This is a genomic window from Bradyrhizobium sp. 27S5, from assembly GCF_037217225.1.
GTDB lineage: Bacteria > Pseudomonadota > Alphaproteobacteria > Rhizobiales > Xanthobacteraceae > Bradyrhizobium > Bradyrhizobium septentrionale.
Genome location: NZ_CP147714.1, coordinates 4,690,045 through 4,715,709, shown reverse-complemented (window position 1 = coordinate 4,715,709; position 25,665 = coordinate 4,690,045). Strand labels below are relative to the sequence as shown.

Below are 25,665 nucleotides of genomic sequence, written 5' to 3'. Positions count from 1 at the left end.
GTTTTGCCCGCCAGACCAGGCTCCAAACTAGGCTTGGCCCGACCGCGCGAATTTGGCAGAAGGTTGAGCTGACTCCTCCAGGGAACCCTTTGATGACGACTGATACGGCGACGGCAGAGGCAGGGCGCGACTTCATCCGCGACATCGTCCAGGCCGATCTCTCCTCCCACAAGCACAACCGGATCGTGACCCGTTTTCCGCCGGAGCCGAACGGCTACCTGCATATCGGCCACGCCAAGTCGATCGCCCTGAATTTCGGCATCGCCCAGGAGTTCGGCGGCCAGTGCAATTTGCGCTTCGACGACACCAACCCGACCAAGGAGGAGCAGGAGTACATCGACTCCATCCAGGCCGACGTCCATTGGCTCGGCTACGATTGGGGAACCAACCTCTTCTTTGCGTCTGATTATTTCGAGCGCCTGTACGATTGGGCCGAGGGCCTGATCAAGGCCGGCCACGCCTATGTCGACGATCAGTCGCAGGAGGAGATCCGGCTGTCCCGCGGCACGCTGACCGAGCCCGGCAAGAACTCGCCGTTCCGCGACCGTTCGGTCGAGGAGAACCTCGACCTGTTCCGCCGCATGAAGGCCGGCGAGTTCTCGAACGGCGCCCGTGTGCTGCGCGCAAAAATCGATATGGCGGCCGGCAACATCAACCTGCGCGATCCCGTGCTGTACCGCATCCTGCACGCCCACCATCCGCGCACCGGCGATAAATGGTCGATCTATCCGAGCTATGATTACGCGCACGGCCAGTCCGACGCGATCGAGGGCATCACCCATTCGATCTGCACGCTGGAGTTCGAGGATCACCGGCCGCTCTACGAGTGGCTGCTCGACAAGCTGCCGGTGCCGTCGAAGCCGCGGCAGTATGAAATGGCGCGGCTCAATTTGACCTACACGCTGCTGTCCAAGCGCGTGCTGACCCAGCTGGTTCGCGACGGTCACGTCTCGGGCTGGGACGATCCGCGCATGCCGACGATTGCCGGCCTGAAGCGGCGCGGCGTGCCGCCGGCTGCGGTGCGCGAATTCATCAAGCGCATCGGGGTTGCCAAGGCCAACAGCGTGGTCGATGTCGGCATGCTCGAGTTCTGCATCCGCGAGGAGCTGAACCGCACCGCGCTGCGCCGCATGGCGGTGCTGCGGCCGCTCAAGGTCGTGATCGAGAACTATCCGGAAGGGCAGGTCGAGGAGATCGAGGCGATCAACCATCCCGACAATCCGGAGGCCGGCACCCGCAAGATCGCGTTCGGCCGCGAGCTCTATATCGAGCGCGACGACTTCATGGAGAACCCGCCGAAGAAGTTCTTCCGCCTCTCGCCCGGCAACGAGGTGCGGCTGCGCTATGCCTACTTCATCAAGTGCACCGGCGCGGTGAAGGACGACGCCGGCGAGATCGTCGAGCTGCGCGCGACGTACGATCCCGCGACCAAGGGCGGCAATGCGCCCGACGGCCGCAAGGTCAAGGCGACGATGCACTGGCTGCCGGCGGCGCAGTCGAAGCCGGCGGAGATCCGCATCTACAATCAGCTGTTCGCCAACCCGAGCCCGAATGCGGCCGATTTCGCTGCCGATCTCAATCCGCAGTCGCTGGAAGTGCTGACCGGCGCGCGGGTCGAGCCTGCGATCGCCGAGAGCAATTCACCCGACGTGATGCAGTTCGAGCGGCAGGGCTATTTCGTGCGCGATCCGGATTCGTCGCCGGACAAGCTCGTGTTCAACCGCACCATCGGCCTGCGCGACACCTTTGCCAAGGAAGTCGGCGGCAAGGGTTAGCGCGGTCCAGCGCAAAGCAAGTAGGGGGAGGCGATCGATGCCTGATGAAGCCGACGATATCGCCTCCGCCGTCATCGCAAGATGGTCCGCAGGCTTCAGCAAGCTCGATGCGGACGCGCTTGCTGCGCTCTATTCGCAGCACGCGTTCTTCTTCGGCTCTAACCCGACGCTCTATCGCGGCCGCGACGGCGTGAAGGCGTATTTCAACGGCCTGCCGCGCTGGAATACACCGCGCGTCCAGTTCAGCGAGGTCAGGACCGAGCGGGTGAACGACGGCCTTGTCAACATGGCCGCTATCGCGTCCTTCTTCCTTGACGGAGATGCGCCCTCGCTCGCCGTCAAGATCACCTGGGTGATCGCGCGCGAGGACGGCGACTGGAAGATCTCCTGCCACCACGTCTCGTCGCAGACGCCATTGATCTAAGCTTCGCGCTGGATCGTGACACAAAGGTCGAGGGCCGGCGGGCGCTCGTAGTCAGGGAGAGTGCATAGGCGGTGCGTGGGGCCGAGCGTCGTGCGCCTCGCGGCTCCCGCTCGTCCAAGCGATCTTGCACCCAACTTGCAGGCTATCCGGATCTCGCTGCATGGCGAGGAGGGACCAAGGTCGTAGGCCGCGGGGAGCGCTTTCCGGGTGTTGGGCCGCCCCGACTGGACGGGCGACTCCGGTATCCCACGCCGTTGTGGCGGGAGGCGAGCCCCTGATTGAGCACTCGGTTGGTCCGCACAGAGCGTGCGGTCGCCGCTAGATGTCGTAGTACAAATGGAACTCGTAGGGATGAGGTCGCAATCTGATGGGATCGACCTCCTTCTTCCGTTTATAGTCGAGCCAGGTTTCGATCACGTCCGCGGTGAAGACATCGCTGCGCAGCAGGAACGCGTGATCGCGTTCGAGCGCATCCAGCGCCTGGTCCAGTGACCCGGGCGTTGACTTGACCTCCCTGGCCTCGGCGGGCGGCAGGTCGTAGAGGTTCTTGTCGATCGGGCTGCCCGGGTCGATCTTGTTGTTGATGCCGTCGAGACCTGCCATCAGCATCGCGGCAAACGCCAGATAGGGATTGCAGGAGGGATCCGGCGAGCGAAATTCGACGCGCTTGGCCTTCGGGTTCGGCGAATACATCGGAATGCGGCAGCAGGCCGATCGGTTGCGTTGGGAATAGACCAGATTGATCGGAGCCTCATAGCCCGGCACCAGACGTCGATAGGAGTTGGTGGTCGGGGCGCAAAGCCCGCACAATGCCCAGGCATGGGTCAACAGGCCGCCGATATAGTGGCGGGCGAGCTGGCTCAGTTCGGCATAGTCGCCCCTGTCGTAGAACAGGTTGGTCTCGCCCTTCCACAGCGACTGATGAACATGCATTCCAGACGCGTTGTCCTCGAACAACGGTTTTGGCATGAACGTTGCGGTCATGCCGTTCTGGCGGGCGGTGTTCTTCACCACGTATTTGTAGATCATCAGATTGTCCGCCATGCGCGTGAGCGTGGTGAAGCGCATGTCGATTTCGTTCTGCCCACCGGTCGCGACTTCATGGTGATGGGCTTCGATCTGGATGCCGAGCTGCTCCATGGTCAACACCATTTCGGTGCGGAGCGCCTGCATGCTGTCCGTCGGGGGTACCGGAAAGTATCCCTCTTTAGGGCGCGGCTTGTGTGCCAGATTGGGCGCTTCCTCCGAGCCGGTGTTCCAGCTGCCCTCATCGGAATCGATTTCGTGAAAAGCGTAATTGATGCCCTGTCCGTAGCGCACGCTGTCGAACACGAAGAATTCCGCCTCCGGACCGAAGTAGCTGATATCGGCGTGGCCCGTGGCCTTCAGGTGGGTTTCGGCTTTCTGGGCGATGTAGCGGGCATCACGGCTATAGGATTGACCGGTCACGGGGTCGCGGATGTTGCAGATCAATACCAGGGTGGATGCAGGGGAATACGGGTCGAGGAAAGCCGTGGTCGGGTCCGGGACGACCAGCATGTCGCTTTCATGGATTTCCTGAAAGCCGCGGATCGATGAACCGTCGAATCCGATCCCTTCGCTGAGGGCGTCGATGCTCGCCGCGCTCGGCGGGACCGAAAAATGTTGCCATAGCCCCGGCAAATCGGTGAAGCGCAGATCGATCATCTGCACTTTCTCGTCGTTGATCGCCTTCACGAGATCTTCGGCTGTTGCGCACGTCGGAAACATGGCTTCACTCCTGTTATGGAGAGCCGCGTCGTTGAAATTGTGCTGCCGTTCAGTCGCCACAAGGCGGCTTGAGACGGATCCTGCTCCACGTTCTGCGCTGCGCGCTGGCGGCCTCAGCTTTGGTGCGGCCCGCGCATCAGCTTCATGGCGTCTTCGATATGCCGCCAGGTTCTGGCCAGCTCGGCCTCGCCTTTTGCTTCGAGCTCGATGGCGTTTTGGGCAGCTTCCGCAATGGCCCTGACGCCATGTGCCTCAAGCAATTGCCGCGCATAGTCGTGGATTTCGGTTTCTCGCATGGCGTCATACTCCTCTCGTCCTGAGCGCAACCGTGGGACACCGGTCGGGCCGCGAACCGCAGACGTTGACACCTGGTCAAGCGCAGACAGTGTGCATCCTGATGCCGCGCGATTGCAAGAGCGCTTTCCCGCCCGGAGGGACGTGGCTTTGCGGATCAGCAGCGGCAACACATCGCAGGTCGGATAGATGCTTTTTTGTCCCCGCCGCACCATGTCTTCGGAAGAAGGAGGTGAGGATTATGCGCATTCAACACTGGCAGGATGCTGCCAGCCTGTTGGTGGGCGTCTGGTTGGTCGCGTCGCCGTTTGCACTGGGCTTCTCCGGGGCAGCTCTCTGGATCTCCATCGCGCTCGGATTGGGCGTCGTGCTGTTTGCCGTGGAGGCATTCATCATTCCGTCCTATCTGGAGGAATGGGGCGAGATGCTGATGGGCTTGGCTCTGGTGTTGGCACCCTGGACGTTCAGCTACGAACAGGGATCGGTCACGACGAGCAGCGTGCTCGCCGGCATCGTGGTGATCGTGCTCGCTTGCTGGGAGCTGGCGATGGATCGTGATTTCGCCACCTGGTGGCACGATCGCTGGCATCACCGAGTTGGCTGAGCGGAAGCCGACTGAAACGTTGGCCTGACCGCTACTGGCGGCCGGGGAGGTTGGAATTGCGTGGAGCATATCCCCTCCGGGCCGCGTCGACGTAACACGGATGCAGGCTCTGCAGAGAAATCACGCCAGAGACGGCGAGTACGGGACGATTCAGAACTATCGTCCGCACTTGCTGGAAGGCGGCCATAACTTTTGCTGCAGGGGTAGAGGGTTTTCGAGCGAAATGGATACCGGTTCGCGTAAAGAAAACGCGTCAAAAACAAGATTCTAGAGCCCCGTTCCGATTCCATCGGAACGGGAAATGCTCTAGTCGCCCCTCAGCAGGGTCGCTCCGTCACGACGCGACTCTCTCCTCGATCTGCTCCCAAATTCTGGTCTTGCGTGTCTCCGGCATGATGAAGAGGGCGATCACGAAGCACACCGCGGGAACGACAATCGGGTAGATCAGCGCGTAGCCGATGCTGCCGGTCGCTGCGAAGGCAGCTGATGTGATGAACGGCACCAATCCGCCGCCCCAACCATTGCCGATATGATACGGCACCGAGACCGAGGTGTACCTGATCCTCGCCGGGAAGAACTCCGCCAGGAACGCGCCGACCGGCCCGTACACCATCCCGACGTAGCAGACGAGGATGAAGATGATGAAGACGGCGACCGGATAGTTGATGTGCCCCGGCTGCGTGACCATGCCGAGCCACAGATACAGCGGATAGTAGGTGATCGCGGCAAGCAGCATTCCGCCGAGGATCACGGATTTGCGGCCGATGTGATCCGACAACCAGCCAAAGAAGATCAGGCTCGGCGTTGCGATCAGCAGTGCGGTTCCCACGATGTAGGCCGAGGTAATCGCATCGACCTTGGAGACCTGCTGCAGGAAGTACAGTGCCCAGAATTGACCGCTGTACCAGACCACGCCCTGTCCGATCAGGACGACGATGGCGATCAAGATGTACTTGATGTTGGCGCTGAGGAAAGCTTCCCGCCAGGGATTCCTGGTCATCTGTCCGCGCGCCTTGATCTCCTGGAAAATCGGCGTCTCCTGGAGCTGGAGGCGGATGTAGATGGCGATGGCCACCAGCAGGAACGAGACCAGGAACGGAACGCGCCACGCCCATTCGTCAAAGGCCTGATTGCCGGCCCATGTCCGGGTCAGAACGATCACGGCCAGCGACACCACGATCCCGAGCGTCGGCGAGGTTTGTAGCCAGCCCGTGTAGTAGCCGCGGCTGTCGTCCGGAACATGCTCGGCGACGTAGGTGATGGCGCCACCATATTCGCCGCCCAAGCATAGACCCTGGATCATCCGCAAGCCGAATAGAAGGAATGCGGCCGTCAGGCCGATCGACTCATAAGTTGGGATCAGTCCGATCGCTCCCGTTCCAAGGCCCATTCCGGTCAGCGTAATGAGGAATGTATATTTGCGGCCGACCCGATCGCCCATCCATCCGAACAGGAAGGCCCCCAGCGGACGGATCAGGAATCCCGCAGTGAACAGCGCGATCGTGCTCAGCAGGGCTGCGACGGGGTGGGATTGCTCAAAGAACTTGACCGACAGAACTGCGGCCAGGCTGCCAAAGATATAGAAGTCGTACCATTCAATGATGTTTCCCACTGACGCAGCGACAATCACGCGACGAAAATCGCTAGGTACTTGAATTGTCATGTGCTGCTCCTATCAAATGCAAACGCTACTCCTCGCGTTTTTTCAGCGATTGATCCGCTCGCGGAGTGCGCGTGGTGCGCGGCGTTACAGGCGAGATTTGCGAGTTCGTCCGCAACGCCTGGTCTCAGGGGAGTTGTGAGCCACCTGAGAGGAGCTCCAGCGGCCTTCAGGTGCCGCGAGCTATCACTGCCTTATCCCTGGCTGTCCGGGAGTGAAGGCATCAGGGCAGTTTAATCCCAATGGGATCGGTACCTAATGAGACTTTCGGCTCGATCGGTTTGACGCAGGCGGCAGCTGTGGCCCGGCGCGGGGTAGGCGAGGTGCAGGACGATCCAGGTATCCGGCCTTGCCGGTCCGTATTCTGCATCCGTTCCGCTAGCGGCGAGGTCACAGCTTCCGGTAGTTTCGCGTCCCGGCAGGGATCGCAAGCGGAATGGCGGAGCAGGGCACGACGCCGGGCGGCAAACGCGGCTACGCGGGGACGTGGCCGCCGCGTGCGGCTGCGCCCGTCGGCGGCTATGTCCCGGCGCGCGCCAGCATCTGGCAGCCTTTCATCGAGACGTTGCAGCAATGGGCGCGCGCGGAGGCGGGCGCCGGCCGGCTTTTGCCATGGGTGCCGGTGGCGTTCGGCACCGGCATCGCCTTCTATTTCGCGGCCGAGCACGAGCCGGTGCTGTCGGTCGCGGCCGGCGTCGCAATTGCGCTCTGCCTGCTGGCGCTGTTGCTGCGGCGGCGCCGCGTGTTTCCCGCCATCGTGATGCTGGCTGCGGTCGCGGCGGGCTTTGCGACAGCGACGTGGAAGACGGCGCGAATTGGCCACACGGTGCTGGCGCGGCCGATGTTCTCGGTGGCGCTGACCGGCTTCGTCGAGACGCGCGACATCCGCGAGAAGACCGATCGCTTCGTGCTGCGCGTGGTCTCGATGGAGAGCCCGCGCGACATGACGAAGCTCGAGCGCGTCAGGCTCTCGGTGAAGAAGGGCACCGCGCCCGATGTCGGCAGCTTCGTCGAATTGAAGGCGCGGCTGATGCCGCCGCTCGGGCCGCAGCGTCCGGGCTCCTATGATTTCGGCCGCGACCTCTATTTCCAGAGCATCGGCGCCTCCGGCTTCGTGATGGGCGCGGTCAAGACCAGGGAACCACCGGCAGCCGGCGGCTTGGCGCTGCGCTATGCCGCCTTCATGCAGGGCCTGCGTGACGCCATCGACGCGCGCATCCGCACCACGCTCGACGGCGATCAGCGCGCGATCGCAACCGCGCTGCTGACCGGCCGGCGCGACGCGATCTCGACGCCGGTCAACGATGCGATGTTCATCTCGGGGCTCGGCCATGTGCTGTCGATCTCCGGCTACCACATGGCCGTGGTCGCGGGCGTGGTGTTCTTCGCGGTGCGCGCGCTGCTCGCGCTGTTTCCTGCGCTGACGGCGGGGCATCCGATCAAGAAATGGGCCGCGGCGGCCGCGCTCGTCGCCGCGGCGTTCTATCTCTTGCTGTCGGGGGCGGAGGTCGCAACGCAGCGATCGTTCTTCATGACGGCCGTGGTGCTGATCGCGGTGATGGTCGACCGCCGCGCGATCACCTTCCGCACGCTGGCGGTGGCGGCGCTGATCGTGCTCGCGATCGCGCCGGAGGCGCTGGTGCATCCGAGCTTCCAGATGTCGTTTGCCGCGACGCTCGGGCTGGTGGCGCTGGTGCAGATCGGGCTGCCGAACCTGTTGGCCTCGCCCGACCATTCGGCGACCGCGCGGGTTGCGTTGTGGGGCGGCCGTGAGCTCACGATGCTGATGCTGGCCTCGCTGGTGGCGGGGCTGGCGACGACACCCTACGCCGCGTTCCATTTCCATCGCGTGACGCCCTACGGGCTGCTCGCCAACCTCGCGGCGATGCCGGTGGTGTCGGCGATCGTTATGCCGGCGGGCCTGCTCGGCCTCCTCGCCATGCCGTTCGGCTTTGATGGCGTGTTCTGGGCGATCATGGGCTTTGGCATCGACTGGATGATTTTGGTGACGCAATGGGTCGCCGCGCTGCCTGGCGCGGTCGGGCGGATGGCGGCGTTCGGCATCGGGCCGCTGATCGTCGCAAGCGCGGGCATCATCCTGCTTGGGCTGTTGCGCACGCCGCTGCGCTGGTCCGGCGCGGTGCTGCTGGTGGTGGCCACAGTCTGGGCGCTGAGGGCCCCTCTGCCGGACGTGCTGATTTCTGCCGACGGCCGCAACGTCGCGGTGCGCGGCGGCGACGGGCGGCTGCATCTGATGCATAGCGCGAAGGATGCATTCCTGGTCAAGGAATGGCTGGCGGCGGATGCCGATGCGCGGACCGCCGTCGATGCGTCGCTCGGCGAGGGCGTCTCCTGCGATCCGAGCGGCTGCGTCACCCAGGGCCCGGGCGGCGCCTTCGTCGCGCTGGCGATGCGGCCGGAGGCGCTGGCCGACGATTGCGAGCGGGCGGCGCTGATCGTCACCGCGCGGCCGGCGCCGCAGGGTTGCGCGGCCTCGGTGATCGATGCCGAGCGGCTGCGGAGCCACGGTGCGCTGGTGCTGCGGCGGACCAGCGCCGGCTACGCCATTGACGCGGTGAAGCCCGGCGGCATCGACCGGCCGTGGTCGCCGGCGGTTCCCGGTGACGGTGAGAGCGAGACGGTCCTCCGCACACCCGCCGCCGCGCCGCGGCGCGCAGTCGATGCGACCCCGGCCGAGACCGACCTGCAGGGCGACGACTAGAGTTTTGGTTCTGATTTAATCAGAACCAAAACTCTAGTTTCTTGTTTTCACGCGTTTTCTTCACGCGAACCGGTGTCCACTTCGCTCGAAAACGCTTCAGCCGTTGCCGGGCGAGGGGCCGGTCGGCAGCTCGAACAGGCCGAGATGGTACTCGTCGGAATCGGGGCCGGCGTCGGGCTTCTTGACCAGGGTGAAGACGGCCTCGGGAAACTGCTCCCAGACCTTGAGATCATCGGCCGTCACTGTCAGCCAGCCGAACCGGAACATGTAGCGGCCCGGCTCGGTGACGCGTCCAGCCTTTTGCCATGTGACCTTGTCGACCACTGCGCAGGTTTCCGTGAGTGCACGTCCTCCGTACGCGATGATGCGCCAAGGCGCTCGCCGACGCAAATCTCCTGCTGCGCCCCGGAAGCGGAAATCCGGGGTCGCTCGAAATCGCCTAAGGTCATCCGCCGCCGAATGGCTCATTCCGCGGCGACGATGCGCTCAACCCAAAAACAGCGACGCGAATGCGGAGGGCCGCCGCTCCACAACCTTCGGCTTGTGCTCGACCGGCGGATGCAGTGCCGGCAATTGCAGCACGCTGACGCGCTGTCCCTCGACGAGCTGGGTCACCAGAACGTGGCTGCCGTCGGGGAATTCGACCGCGTCATGATGGCGATCGGGCACGTCGGGCTCGACTTCGTTGAACACGCCGACGCGGAAATTCATCGTCTTGGTCCAGATCCAGCGGCTGTCGTAGCGAACGTTCTCGGCGAAAGCGAGCTCGGTGCCCGGCAGCATGCAGACCGCGACAGTGGGATCGTTCTCCGAAGCAAAGCCGCGGGTCGACGTGCCGCGGAAAGTCGTGGTGATCAGCGTCTCTCCGACAATGGCGGGGCGCGATGCCACGGCGTGCAGACTATAGTCACACATCGGATGGCTCCTCTTTTCGAGGTAGCGACCCGTGCCTCTCCTTGAGGCGCAGGCCTCTACCAGAGTGGACGATAGCAAACGAGTGTCTGCTCGTTTCTGGGCGATTGTACGACTGGCCGTCGAACGCCTCAATCACAAACGCGCTACACTGCGCGAGAGGTATCAGGGCGCATCCTAGGTGGTCCGCACGTCGCACTATCTTCCAAGGAACGATCCGATCTGTTGCTCGTTCCCGGATCGGGATGACTTTTCTTCGAATCGTCATCCCGCTCCATATGTCTGTTCGAGCATGATCTTTTCGGAAAACCGCTCCGCACTTTTCCGGATCATGCTCCGCCGCCGTCAGTATTTGCGATACAGCCCGATCAGCTTGCCCTGGATGCGGACCCGGTTCGGCGGCAGGATGCGCACTTCATAGGCAGTGTTGGCCGGCTCGAGCGCGATCGATGCACCGCGGCGGCGGAAGCGCTTCAGGGTGGCTTCCTCCTCGTCGATCAGCGCCACCACGATGTCGCCGGTGTTGGCGACGTCGTTGCGCTGGATCAGCGCCATGTCGCCGTCGAGGATGCCGGCGTCGACCATGGAATCGCCGCGCACTTCCAGCGCATAGTGCTCGCCGGAGCCGAGCATGTCGGGCGGCACGCTGATGGTGTGGCTGCGGGTCTGCAGCGCCTCGATCGGCGTACCGGCCGCGATCCGGCCCATCACGGGGACGGCGACCGGACGGTTGCCGTCGTCCTCGGCGATCGGCGGCGTGCTGCTGCGCTTGCCGAGGGTGCCTTCGATGACGCTCGGCGTGAAGCCGCGGCGGCCATTGCCGCCGCCGGCCGACAGTTCGGGCAGCTTGATGACCTCGATGGCGCGGGCGCGGTTGGGCAGGCGGCGGATGAAGCCGCGCTCCTCCAGCGCAGTGATCAGGCGGTGGATACCGGACTTCGAGCGCAGGTCGAGCGCATCCTTCATCTCGTCGAAGGAGGGCGGCACGCCGGCCTCCTTCAGACGTTCATTGATGAAACGCAGAAGTTCGAACTGTTTGCGCGTGAGCATCTCGAGCATTCCCCCGGTTGATAGCGTCGTTCGATTCCGAGACTCTTCAGGTGGGGCCTTTCAGACGGGGCCTGATCTCGGGAGCGCAATGCTCCCTGGCGGCTTCCCGATTGTAGACACCAGTACTCGAAACAAATCATGAACGGACACTATATGTTCGATATGTGTTCCGCAACCACTTAATTTCCGGTGAACGCATCAGGCGGCGCGCAATCGGCAGCCCGCGAAAACCTCAGTCGGGCAGTGTGAGGATCTCGCATTCGCTGCCCTTGGCGGCGCCGGGCGCAAACGGCGGACGTACCAGAAGTGCCCGCGCCGCAGCGAGATTCCCGAGCAGCGAACTATCCTGCTGCATCACCGGCGTGGCGATCAGCGCGCCGTCCTGGCGCTCCTCGAGACGCGCGCGCAGATAGTCCTCGCGCTGGTCGTTGGCGGCGAGGTCGCGGCCGAGCAGGGCGGTCGTGCGGACATGATGGATCGTGTTCCGGCCGCTCAAAGCCCGAATCAACGGCACCAGAAACAGGAAGGCGCAGACATAGGACGACACCGGATTGCCGGGCAGGCCGATCACCCGCATGGCCCCGAGCCGGCCGTGCATCATCGGCTTGCCGGGCCGCATCGCGATCCGCCAGAACGCCATCGCGACGCCCTCTGCCTCCAGCGACTGCTTGACCAGATCGTGGTCGCCGACCGAGGCGCCGCCGGTCGTAATCAGGATGTCGGCGCCGGCCTCCCGCGCCCGGCGGATACCGGCCGTGGTCGCGGCCACCGTGTCGGCGGCCACCCCGAGATCGACGGTCTCGGCGCCTTCGGCGCGCGCCAGCGCACGCAGCGCATAGCCGTTGGAATAGACGATCTGGCCGGGGCCGGGCTGGGAGCCCGGCATCACCAGTTCGTCGCCGGTGGCGAGCACCGCGACCTTCGGGCGGCGGCGCACCGCGAGTTCCGGATAATTCATGGCGGCCGCGAGCGAGAGCGCGCGGTCGGACAGGCGGCTGCCGCCGTTGAGCAGCAGGTCGCCCTCACGGAAGTCGACGCCGGCCGGGCGGATGTGCCGTCCCGGGCTCGCTGCCTCGGTGATCGAGATGTGGTCGCCATCGACCCGGGTGTCTTCCTGGATGATGACGGCATCGGCGCCATGGGGGATGACGCCGCCGGTGAAGATCCGCACCGCTTCGCCGGCACTGAGCGTCCGCTCGAACGGCCGGCCGGCGGCGACTTCGCCGATCACCTTGAGCCGGGACTTGAGATCAGCCGCATCGGCGGCGCGCACCGCGTAGCCGTCCATGGCCGACATCGGCTCCGGCGGCTGGGTGCGGCGCGCCGCGAGGTCGTGCGCCAGCGTGCGATGGTAGGCGGCATCGAGCGCGACCATCTCCCCCGGCAGCGGTTCGGCACCGGCAAGAATGGCGGACAGGGCATCGGCAACCGGCATCAGGGCCACGCGCAAAACTCCTCAAGGCAAATGGTCAAATACCAAGTGCGGTCAGCGCCCTTGCCACGTCATCCGTCGATGTCACGTGGATGGCTTGAAGGCCGCGCGCCCGCGCACCTTCGATATTGGCAGCCAGATCGTCGAAGAACAGGATCCGCGACGCCGGCACGCCGATCGCTTCTATCACATGATCGTAGGCCGCGGCGTCGGGTTTGCGAAGGCCGATGCTCGAGGACAGGAACACGGTCCGGAAGTGGCTGAGCAGCTCGGCATAGGCGACCGAGAAATGCGCGACATGGGCCGGGTTGGTGTTCGAGAAGGCGTAGAGCGGCATTCGTCTGGCGGCGGCCGCGAGCAGGGGGGCGATGCCCGGCATCTCGCCGGTGAAGATCGAATTCCAGCCCTCGAGGAATTGCGCGTCGGTGAGCTCGACGCCGAGCGACTGGCGCAAATTCGCAAAGAACGCCGCGTCGTCGATCCGGCCGATCTCGTGATGCTTGTAACTGTCGTCGACGACGAAACGGCCGGCGAGGTCGGCCGGCGCGCAACCGGCATGCTGTGCCCAGTGCGTGATCGCCTTGTCGAGGCTGATATCGAGCACGACGCGGCCGATATCGAACAGCAGCACGTCGGCGGAGTCGGGGGTGAGTTGCGAGGTCATTGCGTGAAACCATGTACGAAAATTGCGGGCAGGCGGCAATGTCCCCGATTTGTGCGGCAGGCATGCGACCAGGGTGCTGACGTTCATTCCGGCTCGGTCCATTCTTGCGCGGTGTCATCACCCGCGCATGCGGGTGATCCAGTATTCCAGAGACGCCGGTGTGTGAGCCGAGAAGCCGCGGCGTACTGGATCGCCCGGTCGAGCCGGGCGATGACAGCGAGGACGGAGATACAGTTCCGCATTCTCGCGACATGATTTGCCCGAGTCTTACCTGTCGTTTCGCCGCTCTAAAATCAGAGGGCGCAGGGAAAGCCGGGTGCCGATCGCACCCATGGGTCCGGTGCAACAAAAAGCACCGGGGGTAGGACCACAGGTGTAACCGGAGCAATCCGGCTTTCCCTGCGCGATGGGTTACGGCTTACTTCGTGCTCTCCCCGGCGAGACTTGGCTTTTTTGTCACCGCCTTCGCAAGACGCAATTGCGTCTCACAAGGGGACACCGGCCACTAGGGCGTCAGGACCACACGACTTCACCGTCCGCCTCATGCACACTCGTCAGTCGCGCAATCGGCGTCCACCGCATCTCACCGCAACACCCGTGACGATGCGCAGCGCCCCTCGATCGGGTGAGACGGGACAATTCATACACTGAGTTGGGTGTGCCGATAAACAGAAATATTTTTGCGCGAGGGGCTTGCGCCGTCGGGCAACTCAGTGGCAGGGGCACCGGCCTTGGCGCATCAAGCTACTTCGGAGCCGCCCTTTCACATCCTCGAAAGCGCCAGACCGAAATAGGCGATGAGCGCGCCGGTGCTGAGAATGATGACGACGAGCGCTTGCTCGGAGCGTGCCTGTAAGGTTTTCCGGGTCACGGTGATGACGCTCCCTTTTCGAAAATCAATCTGTTCAACCAACGTGGGTCCGTGTCCGTTCCGGCTCCTTCCGAGGAAACTTGTGCCTTGTCCGGGGAACCACCGATGGGAAGACCCTCTCAATTGGGTTGCCATGGGGCCTCGGCCGCTTACCGCGCCTCGACCACGTCGCCGTCTTCCTTCACAAACCGTCCAACCGGAGCGTCCAGAAGGTCGACGACGGCCTCTGACGGCCGGCACAACCGCACACCATTCGGCGTCACCACGATCGGACGATTGATGAGAATGGGATGCGCAAGCATGACATCGAGCAATTCGTCGTCCGTCCATTTCGGCTGGTCGAGAGCGAGCTCCTTGTAAGGCGTTCCCTTTTCGCGCAGCAGGGCGCGCACCGAGATTCCCATCGCGGCAATCAGCTCCTTGAGTGTTTCGCGCGACGGCGGCGTCTTGAGATATTCAATGACGACGGGCTCGGTGCCACTCTGGCGGATCATCGCGAGCGTGTTGCGCGAGGTGCCGCAATCCGGGTTGTGATAAATCGTGACGGTCATGGTCGTGTCTCCGCAATGGCAACGCCGCCGGACAGTTTGGGACGGCCGAGCAGCCAGTTCATCAGCAACATGCCGGCCATCGCGCCGCAGAGCTCGGCGAGAATGAACCCCGGAAGGTCGATGGGCCGAATACCGGCGAACGTGTTGGTGAGGGAGCGTGCGATCGCAACGGCCGGATTGGCGAACGACGTCGATGCCGTGAACCAGTAGGCGGCTGTGATGTAGAGCCCGACCAGCCAGGGAACGGCCGCGCGCTGAAAGCGGATGCCGGCCAGAATGGTGGCGACCAGGCCGAAGGCGGCCACGGCTTCCGCAAACCACTGCGCTCCGCCGGTCCGGACCTTCATCGACAGGTCGATCAAGGGATGAGCGAACATCAGATGCGCCGCCATCGTGCCGACGGCGCCGCCTGCGATCTGCGCTGCGATGTAGAGCACGGCCTCGTTCACCGGCAGCTCGCGCCGGCCGGTAAAGACGAGCGTTACGGCCGGATTGAAATGGGCACCGGAAACCGGACCGAGCACGGTGATCAGGACGACGAGGATCGCCCCTGTCGGCAACGTGTTGCAGAGAAGCGCAAGAGCGACATCCTTGGTCAGGGTTTCGGCCATGATGCCGGATCCGACCACGGTCGCAACGAGAATGCCGGTGCCGAGCGCTTCGGCGGCAAGGCGCCGGGGAAGGTCGAACGTGTCCATCAATTGGCCCTGGGCTCTGGATGAACTGCGCGGCCGGCGAAATCGATCGCGCCTTGCTCAGCCACGCGTTCGCTCCTTTCGCTGCGGAGGACAACAGGGCTGTAAGCTCTCGACAACCGGCGCGCAAATCTCCGGCCGTCCGTCGCAGCAATCGCGCAGCAGGAACACCGCGACGTTGCGAAACTCGTCGAGGTTGGCGCGATAGACGATCGATCGGCTTCGCCTTTCGGAGGTGACCAGGCGTGCGCGGGTGAGGATCGACAAATGCGCCGACAGGGTGTTTTGCGGCACCTCCAGCAGGCGGGCGAGGTCGCCGGCCGCGAGTCCCTCGGGCTCGTGTTTGACGAGCGCCCGAAACGCCTCCAGCCGGGTCGGTTGCGAAAGTGCGGCGAGAGCCAGCACTGCTTCTTCCGATTCCATATATCCAGATTTATGGAAATATCGCATTGAGGTCAAGCGGGATTCCGCCTCAAACGGCTGCATCATATATTTCGAATATTCTAGAAATATCGATTGACGGAGGTCGGGCGAGGACGCATGCTTTGCGGATGAAGATCGACGACGCAGCAGCACGCCTGGAAGCGCTGGGCAATCCGACCCGGCTCAAGATTTACCGAGCCCTTGTCCGCGCCGGCCATGCCGGCATGCCGGTGGGGCGCCTGCAGGAGCGGCTGAAGATTCCGGCGTCGACGCTGTCGCATCACGTCAAGGCACTGGTCTCCGTTGGCCTGATCTCGCAGCTGCGCGAGGGGACCACGCTGGTCTGCCATGCCGAATACGCCACGATGCAAGCCTTGGTGGATTTCCTCGTGGCGGAGTGTTGCGTCGAGGAATCGCAATGCAACGCGGCGCAGACGGCGGCCTGATTTTTTGTCGGGTCATTCCATAATTCCAGAAAGACGGGATGAGCAGATGCCAGCAAAGACGGTCGCGATCATCGGAGCGGGTCCGGTCGGCCTTGCGGCGGCGGCGCATGTGATGGAGCGCGGCATGACGCCGGTGGTGCTGGAGGCGGGAGCCGGGGCCGGCCATGCGGTTCGGCAATGGCAGCATGTTCAGCTGTTCTCGCCTTGGGAATACAATGTGGATCAAGCCGCCGCGCGGCTGCTTGCCGACATCGGCTGGAATCGGCCCGATCCCAAGGTGTACCCGACCGGCGGCGAACTGCTCGATCAGTATCTCATTCCGCTCGCGACCCGGACGCCGCTCAAGGATGTGATCCGGACGTCAAGCCGTGTCACCGCGGTGTCACGTGCCGGGTTTGACAAGGCCAAGACGAAGGACCGCGAAAAGGCGCCGTTCGAAATTCGCTATCAGAACGGCAGAGGTCCGGAGACGCTGCGCGCCGACGCCGTGATCGACAGCTCCGGCACCTGGTCGTCGCCGAACCCGGCTGGTGCAAACGGGCTTGCCGCGATTGGGGAGCGCGAGGCCCAACGGAATATCACCTACGGAATGCCTGACGTGCTCGGCAAGGACCGGGGCCGATATGCGGGCAGGGCGGTTGCCGTGCTGGGGGCCGGGCATTCCGCGATCGGCACGCTGACCGATTTGACGACGCTGGCGGAGCAGGAGCCGGGCACGCACCCGATCTGGCTGCTTCGCGGCACCAACCCTGCAAAGGCCTTTGGTGGCGGCGCGAATGACAAATTGGCCGCCCGGGGCGAATTGGGCGCGCACTTCGCGTCGCTGGTTTCCTCGGGCCGTGTTCAGGTCGAGGCGGGCTTTCCGGTCGCCGCGATCGGCAGCTTGGATGGCCGGCTCCGGATCGCGACATCCGCGGCCTGTTGCGGACGCAGCATCGTTGTCGACGAATTGATCGTCGCCACCGGATTTCGTCCCGACCTGTCGTTCCTCGGCGAGGTCCGTCTGCGCCTCGATCCGGCAATCGAAGCGCCGACGGCGTTGGCGCCCCTGATCGATCCGAACGAGCACTCCTGCGGAACGGTGCGGCCGCATGGTGCGCGCGAACTGGTTCAGGACGATTGGGGCCTCTACCTCGCCGGCATCAAGAGTTACGGCCGTGCGCCGACCTTCCTGATGATCACGGGCTACGAACAGGTGCGCTCGATCGCCGCCGATATCGCGGGAGATCGCGAAGCGGCCGAACGCGTGGAACTGGAACTGCCGGAGACCGGTGTGTGCACGCGCGGGGGTGTCGAAGGCGCTGGCACTGCGGGCGGCTGCTGCGGCGGTCCGGCTCCCGTTGCCGTGGACTCCTGCTGTGCGGATGACGCATCCGCCAAGGCGGCGGGTCGCACCGGTTGTGGCTGTTCCTGATGGACCGCAGTCGACTGACCATCATCGCGTCGCTTGGCACGGCCCAGACATTGGCCTGGGGGTCGAGCTACTATTTGCCCGCGATACTCGCCGACCCGATCGCGCACGACCTCGGGATTTCCAGCAACTGGTTCTTTGCGGCGTTCTCGGCGTCGCTTGTGATCTCCGGGTTGCTCGGCCCGCGGGTCGGCCGCCAGATCGATCGCGTCGGCGGGCGGCAGGTGCTCTGTGCGTCGAACGTTGTCCTCGCTGCCGGGCTCGCTTTGCTCGGCGCGTCCGGATCGGTGTGGACGCTGTCGGCGGCGTGGCTGCTGCTCGGCATCGGCATGGGGCTCGGGCTCTACGACGCGGCATTCGGCACGCTCGGACGCATCTATGGCAGCGATGCGCGCGCCTCGATCACGGGCATCACGCTGATTGCGGGATTCGCCAGCACGGTTGGCTGGCCGCTGAGCTCGCTTGGCCTCGCCACGATCGGCTGGCGGGAGACCTGCTTTGCCTGGGCGATTGCGCATCTCGTCATCGGACTGCCGCTCAATCTGCTGCTGCCGCGCACGCTACGTGCGGTATCTTCGCAAGGCACGCCCGCAAAACCGCATATTCCGATCGACCGGACCATGGTGGTGCTTTCCTTCGCATTCGCCGCCGCCTGGACGGTGACGTCGGCGATGGCCGCGCATCTGCCGCGGATCGTGGAAACCTTCGGAGCGACGCCGGCGCAGGCCGTATTCGCCGGGATGATGATCGGTCCGGCGCAGGTTGGTGCGCGCATTCTCGAGGCGAGCCTGCTCAGTCGATTCCATCCGCTGCTCTCGACGCGACTTGCCTGCATCACCCATCCGATCGGGGCCTGCGTGATCGGCATCTTCGGCGGTGGTGCCGCGGCCGCGTTCGCGCTCCTGCACGGCGCGGGCAACGGCATTCTGACGATTGCGCGGGGAACACTGCCGCTCGCGATCTTCGGATCGGAGAACTATGCCTACCGGCTCGGATTGATCGGGGCACCGTCCCGCATCTGCCAGGCGCTGGCGCCGCTGGCATTCGGGCTCTTGATCGAGCCGATGGGACGGGCGGTGGTCGTGGTGTCGGCAGGGCTCAGCCTGTCGGCACTGATCGCCCTGGCGTTGTTGCCGCGGGCGCGCTCGGAGCCCGCGCCTAAATCCGTGCTCGCGGAGTGACGTTTCGTCCTTAGCCAGAGCGGCCAGCGTCCGCGTCAGAGTTTTTGCAAGCCGGGCGCAGCGGACCGCCCTGCGTAGGCCGTTACAAGTAGTATCTTGTATTACAAGGTACCTTGCTATATATGGTTCTAGCGACCGGAATCTCTCGATGAGGAGGGTAGGATGCGTAAGTTGCTTGCTGCTTTGCTGGCCATCTTCGTCACAGCCGCGCTCATTCCGGTGATCGTCATAGTGTTGAACGCACCGACATCGCCGCCCGCCATGATCTCCATGGCGGCGCCATTCAGGCAGATGCAAATCCGGGACGTTCCAACGCCGCTGCATTTCAAGGCACGGGATGGAGCCAGTCTTCAATATTACGCGTATAGTGCCGGATCCGAGCAGGTCGCGGTTTTGATCCATGGCTCTGTTGATCCCGGACCGAGCATGCATGTCCTCGCCACTACGTTACGAGCCGTCGGCATAACTACCTATGTGCTGGACGTTCGAGGACACGGCGGCTCTGGCTTGCGCGGCGACATCGAATATATCGGTCAAATTGACGACGATCTGGCGGACTTTGTAGGTCAACTCGGTCCAGCGAAGAGTGGCGAGCACCGAACGCTTGTCGGGTTTTCTGCCGGAGCGGGTTTCGCCGTTAGATTCGCCGGTGGCCCTTATGGTCTGCTATTTGACCGCTACGTCTTTCTCGCTCCAATCTTGCCGGGGGCGGCGACCTTGCGCACGAATGCCGGTGGATGGACCAATGTCGCGGTCCCTCGCATCGTGTCGATCGCCGCGCTCAATCAGATCGGAATTCATTGGTTCGATGCACTTAATGTCGTCAGCTACGCGACATCGCCGCAAAATACCCAGGGAACGCCCAGCTACTCTTATCGATTGGCAATGAATTTTGGCGCTGGCAGGCGGCACGAGAGGTATCTTAGAAACATTCGTCGGCCTGCTACGATCCTCGTTGGGAGTGCAGACGAGCAAGTTGTCGCGGACCAATTCGAGCCCCTGGTACGGGGTCTCGGCATCGACATTCCAGTGGTTATCTTGCCCGGCTTGAAGCATGTCGACATGATCCTGGCACCGAAGGCGCTACAAGCTATCGGGCGATTGTGCGGTAGCAGCGAAGCAACTTGAGGACGGGCTCCGCCGCACGCTCAGCGTTCACCGAGATCGATCTGCGTCAGGATGCCTTGTCGCAGCGCGAGGCGGACCAGCTCGATATCGGTGCCGACGCCGAGCTTGTCCTTGATCAGGGAATGCAGGTTCGCGACCGTCTTGGGGCTGACGTGCAGCGCCTCGGCGATCTCGTCGGTGGTCTTTTCCGCGAGCAGCATGCGCATCACCTCGAACTCGCGCGCGGTCAGCAGGTCGGCGGCTGCGGTCTCGCCGGCGAGGTGGCTGAGCGCGAGCTCGTGGTCGATATCCGGGCTGATCGCGATCTTGCCCGACAGCGCGTCCATCACGGCGTGCACCAGCGTCTCCGGCGGGCTGGTCTTGGTGACATAGCCGCTGGCGCCGGCGCGGATCGCCTGCACGGCAAAGGCCGCGTTCTGGTGCATGGTGAACACCAGGATCTTTGCACGCTTGTCCCACTGCCTGAGGCGCCGGATCGCCTCGATGCCGCCGATGCCGGGCATCGACAGGTCCATGATCACGAGGTCGGGCTCGGTCTCCTTGTAGAGGCGGTAGGCCTCGACGCCGTCGGAGGCTTCGGCGACGACGGAGAGGCCCGGCTGCTTCTGCAGCATCGACCGGTAGCCCTCGCGAACGACGGCGTGGTCGTCGACCAGCATGATGGTTCGCACCGGATTGCTCATGCCGCTCGCTCCACGGGTGCGGCCTCCCGGTTGGCAATGACGGGAACGATGACGCGGAGCGCAGAGCCGTTGGGCTGTCCGGCCTCGAAGCTCAGCCGCCCGCCGAGCGCGGCGACCCGCTCGCGCATGCCGAGCAGGCCCATGCCGGACTTGAACTGGGGGAGATCGCCTTGGGGATTCCCTTGGGGATCGCCGGGCCGGCCATCATCGTCGATCGCGAGCGTGATTTCGCTGTCGCCGCTAGGCGCCGCTTCGTGCATCTGAAGCCGCAGCATCACGCGCGTGGCGCCGGCGTGCTTGGCCGCGTTGGTGAGCGCCTCCTGCACGATGCGGTAGAGATTGGCGCTGACGGAGGAGGCAAGGCGCTCGAACGATCCCGAGATGGCGATTTCGAACCGCGGCTGTCCCCGGCTGCGGCCGTTCCAGCCGGCGATCAGGCCTTCCAGGCTCGCCGCAAGTCCGAGTTCGTCGACATCGGGCGGCCGCAGCCTGAAGAGGGCGCCGCGCAACGTCTCCATCATGTCGGTCGCGGTCCGCGCGATGCCGTCGCATTCGGCGAGCAGGGCTGGGCAATCCTGGGCCGCGGTCTGGCGCGCCGAGGCGGCCAGCGCTCGGATGGCGGCCAGCGACTGCCCGAACTCGTCATGCAGCTCGCGCGCGAGATGCCGGCGCTCCTCGTCCTGCACCAGGATCAGTTTTTGCGTCAGCGCATTGCGGTCGGAGAGTGCCGCGGCGAGGCGCTCGGCGAGCTGGTTGAACACGTCGCCGATCGCCGACAGTTCGGCGAGATCGAACGGCGGCAGCCGCGTGGCGAGGTCGCCTGCGGCGATCCGCTCCAGCCCGTCGCGGATCAACAGCGTCGGACGCAGCGCGCGCGCCAGCGCCGCATAGACCAGGGCGCAGAGCAGCGGCAGCGCGATCATGAAGGCCGTCATCAGCCGGCCGGCATCGAGCCAGGCCTCGGCGGTCGGCACCGCCGGATCGACCCAGGCCACCGCCTCGCCGATCGCGTTGCCGCGCGACACCACCGGGCGCACGGCCTCGCGGCCCGGATCGAACAGGCGGCGGTAGAGCGCCGCAAAGGCCAGCGGCGGCGCCGCCGTGTCGGTCCGCGCGCCGCCGCAGAAGCGCTGGCTGATCTCGCCGCTTTGGCTGCGAAATGCGAGGCAGAGCCCCGGCGTCATGACCGTGGCGGCAATGCTGTCGAGATCGGGAAATTCGGCGCGCGGATTGTTCAGCCACTGGATCTTGCTCTGCTGCAGCTCCAGCGTCCTGGCGGCGACATCGGCAACGGCAGCGATCCTGGCGCGCGCCGCGCGGTCGGAGTCGATCAGGAAGTAGCCTGAGATGGCGGCAAAGCACAGCGTCGACACGGCGGCCACGCGCAAGGTCAGCCGCAGCTTAAGATCGCTTCCGGACCAAATCCACATCGGCGCATCCTCGTGTCGCAGACGGCCCTCGGCGCCCGGTGGCGGGCAGGGCCGTCACGCACATTAAACGGCAGAACGGGAGCGTCGAGAAGCGCCGCCTTGGGTGTTCTTTGGCTGTGGACCATCGTCGTGAAATTTTCCCGGCACCGGCCGGGAGCCGCTCCGCTGCGGCGTAGAGGCCAGCCGGCCTAGGCTGCGACCGACCCGCCGCACCAGCACCCGAAAGGCCCGGATACATGCGCCAGTCCCGTCTCGCTTTGCACGCCCTTGCCCTGATCGGCCTGCTCGCCGGAAGCTGTCCTCTGCGCGCCGAGACCGGCCCAGCGGCGGCGTCCCCGCTCAGCGTCAGCATCGACGATTTCAGCTATGTCGACACCTCGGGCGAGGTCATCGATCAGACCGCTGCGCACCAGCGGCGGCTGGATGCATTGATGCGGAAGCTGCGTGCCGATGTCGCCGCGGAACCGCGTTATCGCCTGGTTTCGCCCGCGGACGAGGCGCGGATCAAGGTTATCGGCGGCGTGCAGAAGACGAGCACGCTGGTGCAATGGGCCAAGGTCGCCGTCATCGATGCCGGCGCGACCCGCGTGCTTTACGAAAGGCTCTACACGTTTCGTGGCGACAATGATGAGGCATGGGAGCACGCGGCGAGGTTCTTGTCGCGCGAGGTGCGTGGCGCCCTTGCGGCCGCGCTGCCGCCGGAAGCGACCGCCACTGCTGCGCCGATCGGGCTTGCGGTGTTCGAGTTCGAGCTCGAGGACACCACCGCGGCACCGGCATCCGGCCTTGCCGGCTCCGATGCAGCCTATCTGGCCGATGTCACCAAGGGCGTGCGGGACCGGCTTGCACAGTCGGGCCGCTACCGCCTGGTCGATACCGGCGGCGCGACCGCGGAGCCCGTCAAGGCGCGTGCGCTGCGCGATTGTGATGGCTGCGAGGCCGCGATTGCGCAGAAGCTCGGCGCGGATCAAGCGCTGATCGGCGTGATCAGGCGGGTCAGCCGGACCGAATACACGGTCGGCTTTCAGCTGCGCGACGCCCGCAGCGGCGCGGTCGTCTCACGCGGCGACAGCGGCCTGCGGATGGGCGCCGATTATTCCTGGACCCGTGGCGCGGTCCATCTGGTCGGCGACCGGCTGCTCGAGGGCGGGGCGCAGCGATAGTCAGTCGGACCATCGCAAAGCGCGATAGCTGTTAGACACATCGTCATCTACCTCCGGGCCTTTGCATGGGCTATCACCGCCATTGATCCCCGCACAGGAGCCGCCGATGCGTTTGCCCGCCGTCCTTTTCGCTCTCATGTTCGCCGCGAGCCCCGTGGCCGCCGAAGAGCTGTCGGGCACGCTGCAGAAGATCAAGGAGACCAGGAAGGTCACGCTCGGCTTTCAGGAAGCCTCCGTTCCCTTCAGCTATCTCGACGACAATCAGCGGCCGATCGGCTTGGCGCTCGATATCTGCCTCAAGATCGTCGATGCCGTGAAGAAGGAGCTCGGCATCTCGGACATCGCGGTCGACTATCTCCCGGTGACCTCGTCGAACCGCATCCCGCTGATGGTCAACGGCACGATCGATCTGCACTGCTCGGCGACCACCAACAGCGCGGAGCGCCAAAAGCAGGTGACCTTCACCAACTCGCACTTCCTGAGCGCGACGCGCTTTGCCGCCAAGAAATCGTCCGGCATCAACACGATCGACGACCTCAAGGGCAAGTCGGTCACCGCCGTTGCAGGCTCGGTGAACCTCACGCAGCTCATCAAGGTCAATACCGAGCGCAAGCTCGGCATCACCGTTCTGCCGGCCAAGGACCAGGCCGAAGCGTTTTTGATGCTGGAGACCGATCGCGCCCAGGCCTACGCGCTCGACGACGTCCAGCTCGCCGTGGCGATCGCGCGGTCGAAGCAGCCGGCGCTCTACATGATCAGCGAGGAGGCCTTCTCGAAGGCCGAGCCGTTCGGGATCATGCTGCGCCGGGAGGACGCGCCGTTCAAGGCGCTGGCCGACCGCGCGACGGCGGAGCTCTACGCGAGCCCGGAGATCGAGGTCATGTACAAGAGGTGGCTGGAGCAGCCGACCCCGCCGAACGGCATCAACTACAACGTCCCGATCTCGCCGGCGCTGCGCAATGCGTTCGCCCATCCGAGCTCGAGCTTCGATCCCGACGTTTATGAGGTTCCGAAGTAGCTCGGGCCTGCGGGGCGCGCGAGCGCGCGCGGATTGGAAAACTCCGCGTCGTTATTTCTTGCCTGGGTCGACGAACGCCGTATCGAGCACATCGCCGATCGACTGCCAGCTGCGGCCATCGAATTGAAACAGCCGCAATTGCTTGACGGGCCGGAAGTCCGATTGACCGGTGTTGATCTTGATGCCGGGGAGCAGCGCGGACGCCTGATAATCCCTGAGCGCGGCGGCCTGCTTCATGACGTTTTCCCGCGACAGGTCGTTGCCGCATTGCGTGAGCACCTGGACCAGCGTTTCGGCGGCGGCATAGCCATAGACGGCGGCAGCGTCATCCTTGCCGCCGGCTTTCGCATACTTCTCAATGAAGCTGCGCCAGGCGCCGCTGCCGAGCTCGTCCTTCCAGGCCGGATCGCTCGCATCCTTCAGGAAGGCGGCGGTGATGACGCCGGTGGCGTTCTCCGTGCCGGCCGGTTTGAGCACCGTCTCGATCGATGCTGCCATCTGGTTGACGATGAACACTGGCCGCCAGCCGTGTTCGGCGGCGGCCCGGATCACCTTGGCGGCATTCTCCGGCACCCCGGCAAACACGAAGATCTCGGCCCCCGATCGCTTCAGGACCGATACGTGGCCGTCGAGATGCTGATCGTCGACATCATAGGCGATGTCGACCCTGATGTTATGGGCGACATCACCCAGTCCTTGCTCCAACCCCTTGAACAGATCCCGCCCGAACTGGTCGTTCTGCCAGAGCGCCACGATCTTCTTCCCGGGATAGAAAGCCTGGATGTAGTTGGCGTAGATGCGGCCCTCCTCGCGGTAGGAGGGCTGCCAGCCCATGGTCCACGGATAGACCGACGGATCGCTCAGCTGCTGGTCGCCGGAGGCAACGAAGAGTTGCGGGACCTGCCGTTCGTTGAGGTACTTCCGCACGGCCAGGTTCCCCGGCGTCCCGAACGAACCGAACATCAGGAGCACATTGTCGGTCTCGACGAGAATGCGCGTGAGGTCCATGGCGTTGGAAGGATCGGACAGATCGTCATAGGACATGAAGCGGATCTTGCGGCCGCCGATCCCGCCGCGTTCGTTGACGATGTCGAAATAGGCGGCTTCCGCCTTGCCGATCTGGCCGAAAATTTCCAGCGTGCCGCTATAGGGCATCACATTGCCGATCCGGATTTCGGTGTCCGAAACGCCCTGGTCGCGCAGTTGCTGCGTGATGGCGCCGAGCGACACCAGCGCGACGGCGCCGGCCAGCAGAGTTCGGATCAAGATACCCATGGGAAGAACTCGCGCGAGGCAGCCACCGCTTCCTAGATTTGGTTCCTTCCGCACCTGCCCATTGACCTAGATCAACAAGATGGCACGGACAGGGCGGCGGCGGA

At 64.4% G+C, this 25,665-nt stretch carries 25 protein-coding genes; 10 read left to right on the top strand and 15 right to left on the bottom strand.

Annotated elements, in window-relative coordinates; translation table 11 throughout:
• Positions 1-92 precede the first annotated feature (92 nt).
• Positions 93-1,775 carry a glutamine--tRNA ligase/YqeY domain fusion protein gene (locus tag WDM24_RS22070; RefSeq protein WP_338826877.1) on the top strand — a complete coding sequence of 561 codons (1,683 nt, stop codon included), beginning with the start codon at positions 93-95 and terminating at the stop codon, positions 1,773-1,775.
• Between the two features lie 37 nt (positions 1,776-1,812).
• Positions 1,813-2,199: a YybH family protein gene (locus tag WDM24_RS22065; protein ID WP_338688721.1), complete on the top strand. Its 387-nt coding sequence runs from the start codon at positions 1,813-1,815 to the stop codon at positions 2,197-2,199.
• 318 nt (positions 2,200-2,517) lie between these two features.
• On the opposite strand, the gene glnA is transcribed toward WDM24_RS22065, so the two are convergent.
• Positions 2,518-3,948, bottom strand: coding sequence for a type I glutamate--ammonia ligase (glnA, locus tag WDM24_RS22060; protein WP_338826875.1), 1,431 nt, complete (start codon positions 3,946-3,948; stop codon positions 2,518-2,520).
• A gap of 113 nt (positions 3,949-4,061) precedes the next feature.
• On the bottom strand, positions 4,062-4,244 hold the full coding sequence (locus tag WDM24_RS22055) for a hypothetical protein (protein WP_166295895.1): 183 nt from the start codon (positions 4,242-4,244) through the stop codon (positions 4,062-4,064).
• Between the two features lie 239 nt (positions 4,245-4,483).
• On the opposite strand from WDM24_RS22055, the gene WDM24_RS22050 reads away from it, so the two are divergent.
• Positions 4,484-4,846, top strand: a complete 363-nt coding sequence (locus tag WDM24_RS22050; RefSeq protein WP_338688717.1) for an SPW repeat protein — start codon at positions 4,484-4,486, stop codon at positions 4,844-4,846.
• 334 nt (positions 4,847-5,180) lie between these two features.
• Here the strand turns inward: WDM24_RS22050 and WDM24_RS22045 are convergent, their stop codons facing one another.
• Positions 5,181-6,509 carry an MFS transporter gene (locus WDM24_RS22045; RefSeq protein ID WP_166295892.1) on the bottom strand — a complete coding sequence of 443 codons (1,329 nt, stop codon included), beginning with the start codon at positions 6,507-6,509 and terminating at the stop codon, positions 5,181-5,183.
• A gap of 433 nt (positions 6,510-6,942) precedes the next feature.
• Between WDM24_RS22045 and WDM24_RS22040 the strand changes: the two genes are divergently transcribed.
• Positions 6,943-9,228 carry a ComEC/Rec2 family competence protein gene (locus WDM24_RS22040; RefSeq protein ID WP_338826872.1) on the top strand — a complete coding sequence of 762 codons (2,286 nt, stop codon included), beginning with the start codon at positions 6,943-6,945 and terminating at the stop codon, positions 9,226-9,228.
• Positions 9,229-9,324: 96 nt separating this feature from the next.
• On the opposite strand, the gene WDM24_RS22035 is transcribed toward WDM24_RS22040, so the two are convergent.
• From WDM24_RS22035 to WDM24_RS21995, 9 genes are all read right to left on the bottom strand, one after another.
• A complete protein-coding gene (locus WDM24_RS22035; protein WP_166295119.1) occupies positions 9,325-9,552 on the bottom strand; it encodes a hypothetical protein in 228 nt (75 codons plus the stop codon).
• A 162-nt stretch (positions 9,553-9,714) separates the two neighbouring features.
• Positions 9,715-10,143 carry a hypothetical protein gene (locus WDM24_RS22030; protein ID WP_166295120.1) on the bottom strand — a complete coding sequence of 143 codons (429 nt, stop codon included), beginning with the start codon at positions 10,141-10,143 and terminating at the stop codon, positions 9,715-9,717.
• 342 nt (positions 10,144-10,485) lie between these two features.
• A complete protein-coding gene (gene lexA / locus WDM24_RS22025; RefSeq protein ID WP_338826869.1) occupies positions 10,486-11,190 on the bottom strand; it encodes a transcriptional repressor LexA in 705 nt (234 codons plus the stop codon).
• Positions 11,191-11,422: 232 nt separating this feature from the next.
• Positions 11,423-12,634 carry a gephyrin-like molybdotransferase Glp gene (glp, locus tag WDM24_RS22020; protein WP_166295122.1) on the bottom strand — a complete coding sequence of 404 codons (1,212 nt, stop codon included), beginning with the start codon at positions 12,632-12,634 and terminating at the stop codon, positions 11,423-11,425.
• Positions 12,635-12,659: 25 nt separating this feature from the next.
• The gene (locus WDM24_RS22015; RefSeq protein ID WP_166306714.1) at positions 12,660-13,286 is read right to left on the bottom strand and encodes an HAD family hydrolase; all 627 of its coding nucleotides are present in this window, start codon (positions 13,284-13,286) and stop codon (positions 12,660-12,662) included.
• Between the two features lie 763 nt (positions 13,287-14,049).
• Positions 14,050-14,199, bottom strand: a complete 150-nt coding sequence (locus WDM24_RS22010) for a hypothetical protein (protein WP_166295124.1) — start codon at positions 14,197-14,199, stop codon at positions 14,050-14,052.
• A gap of 107 nt (positions 14,200-14,306) precedes the next feature.
• On the bottom strand, positions 14,307-14,708 hold the full coding sequence (gene arsC / locus WDM24_RS22005; RefSeq protein ID WP_166295126.1) for an arsenate reductase (glutaredoxin): 402 nt from the start codon (positions 14,706-14,708) through the stop codon (positions 14,307-14,309).
• A complete protein-coding gene (locus WDM24_RS22000) occupies positions 14,705-15,406 on the bottom strand; it encodes an MIP/aquaporin family protein (protein ID WP_338826866.1) in 702 nt (233 codons plus the stop codon). The genes arsC and WDM24_RS22000 overlap by 4 nt, the downstream gene beginning before the upstream one ends.
• Before the next feature lie 57 nt (positions 15,407-15,463).
• Complete coding sequence (locus WDM24_RS21995) at positions 15,464-15,826, bottom strand: metalloregulator ArsR/SmtB family transcription factor (RefSeq protein ID WP_338826864.1); 363 nt, start codon at positions 15,824-15,826, stop codon at positions 15,464-15,466.
• Positions 15,827-15,954: 128 nt separating this feature from the next.
• On the opposite strand from WDM24_RS21995, the gene WDM24_RS21990 reads away from it, so the two are divergent.
• The 4 genes from WDM24_RS21990 to WDM24_RS21975 all read left to right on the top strand — a co-directional run bounded on the left by WDM24_RS21990 (position 15,955) and on the right by WDM24_RS21975 (position 19,992).
• Entirely contained in the window at positions 15,955-16,272 is a 318-nt protein-coding gene (locus tag WDM24_RS21990) for an ArsR/SmtB family transcription factor (RefSeq protein ID WP_029080835.1), read from the top strand.
• Positions 16,273-16,318: 46 nt separating this feature from the next.
• A complete protein-coding gene (locus tag WDM24_RS21985) occupies positions 16,319-17,686 on the top strand; it encodes an NAD(P)-binding domain-containing protein (RefSeq protein ID WP_338826862.1) in 1,368 nt (455 codons plus the stop codon).
• Positions 17,686-18,864, top strand: coding sequence for an MFS transporter (locus tag WDM24_RS21980; protein WP_338826860.1), 1,179 nt, complete (start codon positions 17,686-17,688; stop codon positions 18,862-18,864). The genes WDM24_RS21985 and WDM24_RS21980 overlap by 1 nt, the downstream gene beginning before the upstream one ends.
• A gap of 162 nt (positions 18,865-19,026) precedes the next feature.
• On the top strand, positions 19,027-19,992 hold the full coding sequence (locus WDM24_RS21975) for an alpha/beta hydrolase (RefSeq protein WP_338826858.1): 966 nt from the start codon (positions 19,027-19,029) through the stop codon (positions 19,990-19,992).
• A gap of 20 nt (positions 19,993-20,012) precedes the next feature.
• Here WDM24_RS21975 and WDM24_RS21970 read toward each other — a convergent pair whose 3' ends face one another.
• Positions 20,013-20,675: a response regulator transcription factor gene (locus WDM24_RS21970; RefSeq protein ID WP_338826856.1), complete on the bottom strand. Its 663-nt coding sequence runs from the start codon at positions 20,673-20,675 to the stop codon at positions 20,013-20,015.
• Positions 20,672-22,105, bottom strand: a complete 1,434-nt coding sequence (locus tag WDM24_RS21965; RefSeq protein WP_338826854.1) for a sensor histidine kinase — start codon at positions 22,103-22,105, stop codon at positions 20,672-20,674. The genes WDM24_RS21970 and WDM24_RS21965 overlap by 4 nt, the downstream gene beginning before the upstream one ends.
• Before the next feature lie 236 nt (positions 22,106-22,341).
• Here WDM24_RS21965 and WDM24_RS21960 point away from each other — a divergent pair, with 236 nt between their 5' ends.
• Both WDM24_RS21960 and WDM24_RS21955 read left to right on the top strand, forming a co-directional pair.
• The gene (locus tag WDM24_RS21960) at positions 22,342-23,268 is read left to right on the top strand and encodes a DUF3280 domain-containing protein (protein ID WP_338826852.1); all 927 of its coding nucleotides are present in this window, start codon (positions 22,342-22,344) and stop codon (positions 23,266-23,268) included.
• Between the two features lie 106 nt (positions 23,269-23,374).
• Positions 23,375-24,286: an amino acid ABC transporter substrate-binding protein gene (locus WDM24_RS21955; protein WP_338826851.1), complete on the top strand. Its 912-nt coding sequence runs from the start codon at positions 23,375-23,377 to the stop codon at positions 24,284-24,286.
• 51 nt (positions 24,287-24,337) lie between these two features.
• Here WDM24_RS21955 and WDM24_RS21950 read toward each other — a convergent pair whose 3' ends face one another.
• Positions 24,338-25,561, bottom strand: a complete 1,224-nt coding sequence (locus tag WDM24_RS21950) for an ABC transporter substrate-binding protein (RefSeq protein WP_338826849.1) — start codon at positions 25,559-25,561, stop codon at positions 24,338-24,340.
• Positions 25,562-25,665: the final 104 nt, after the last annotated feature.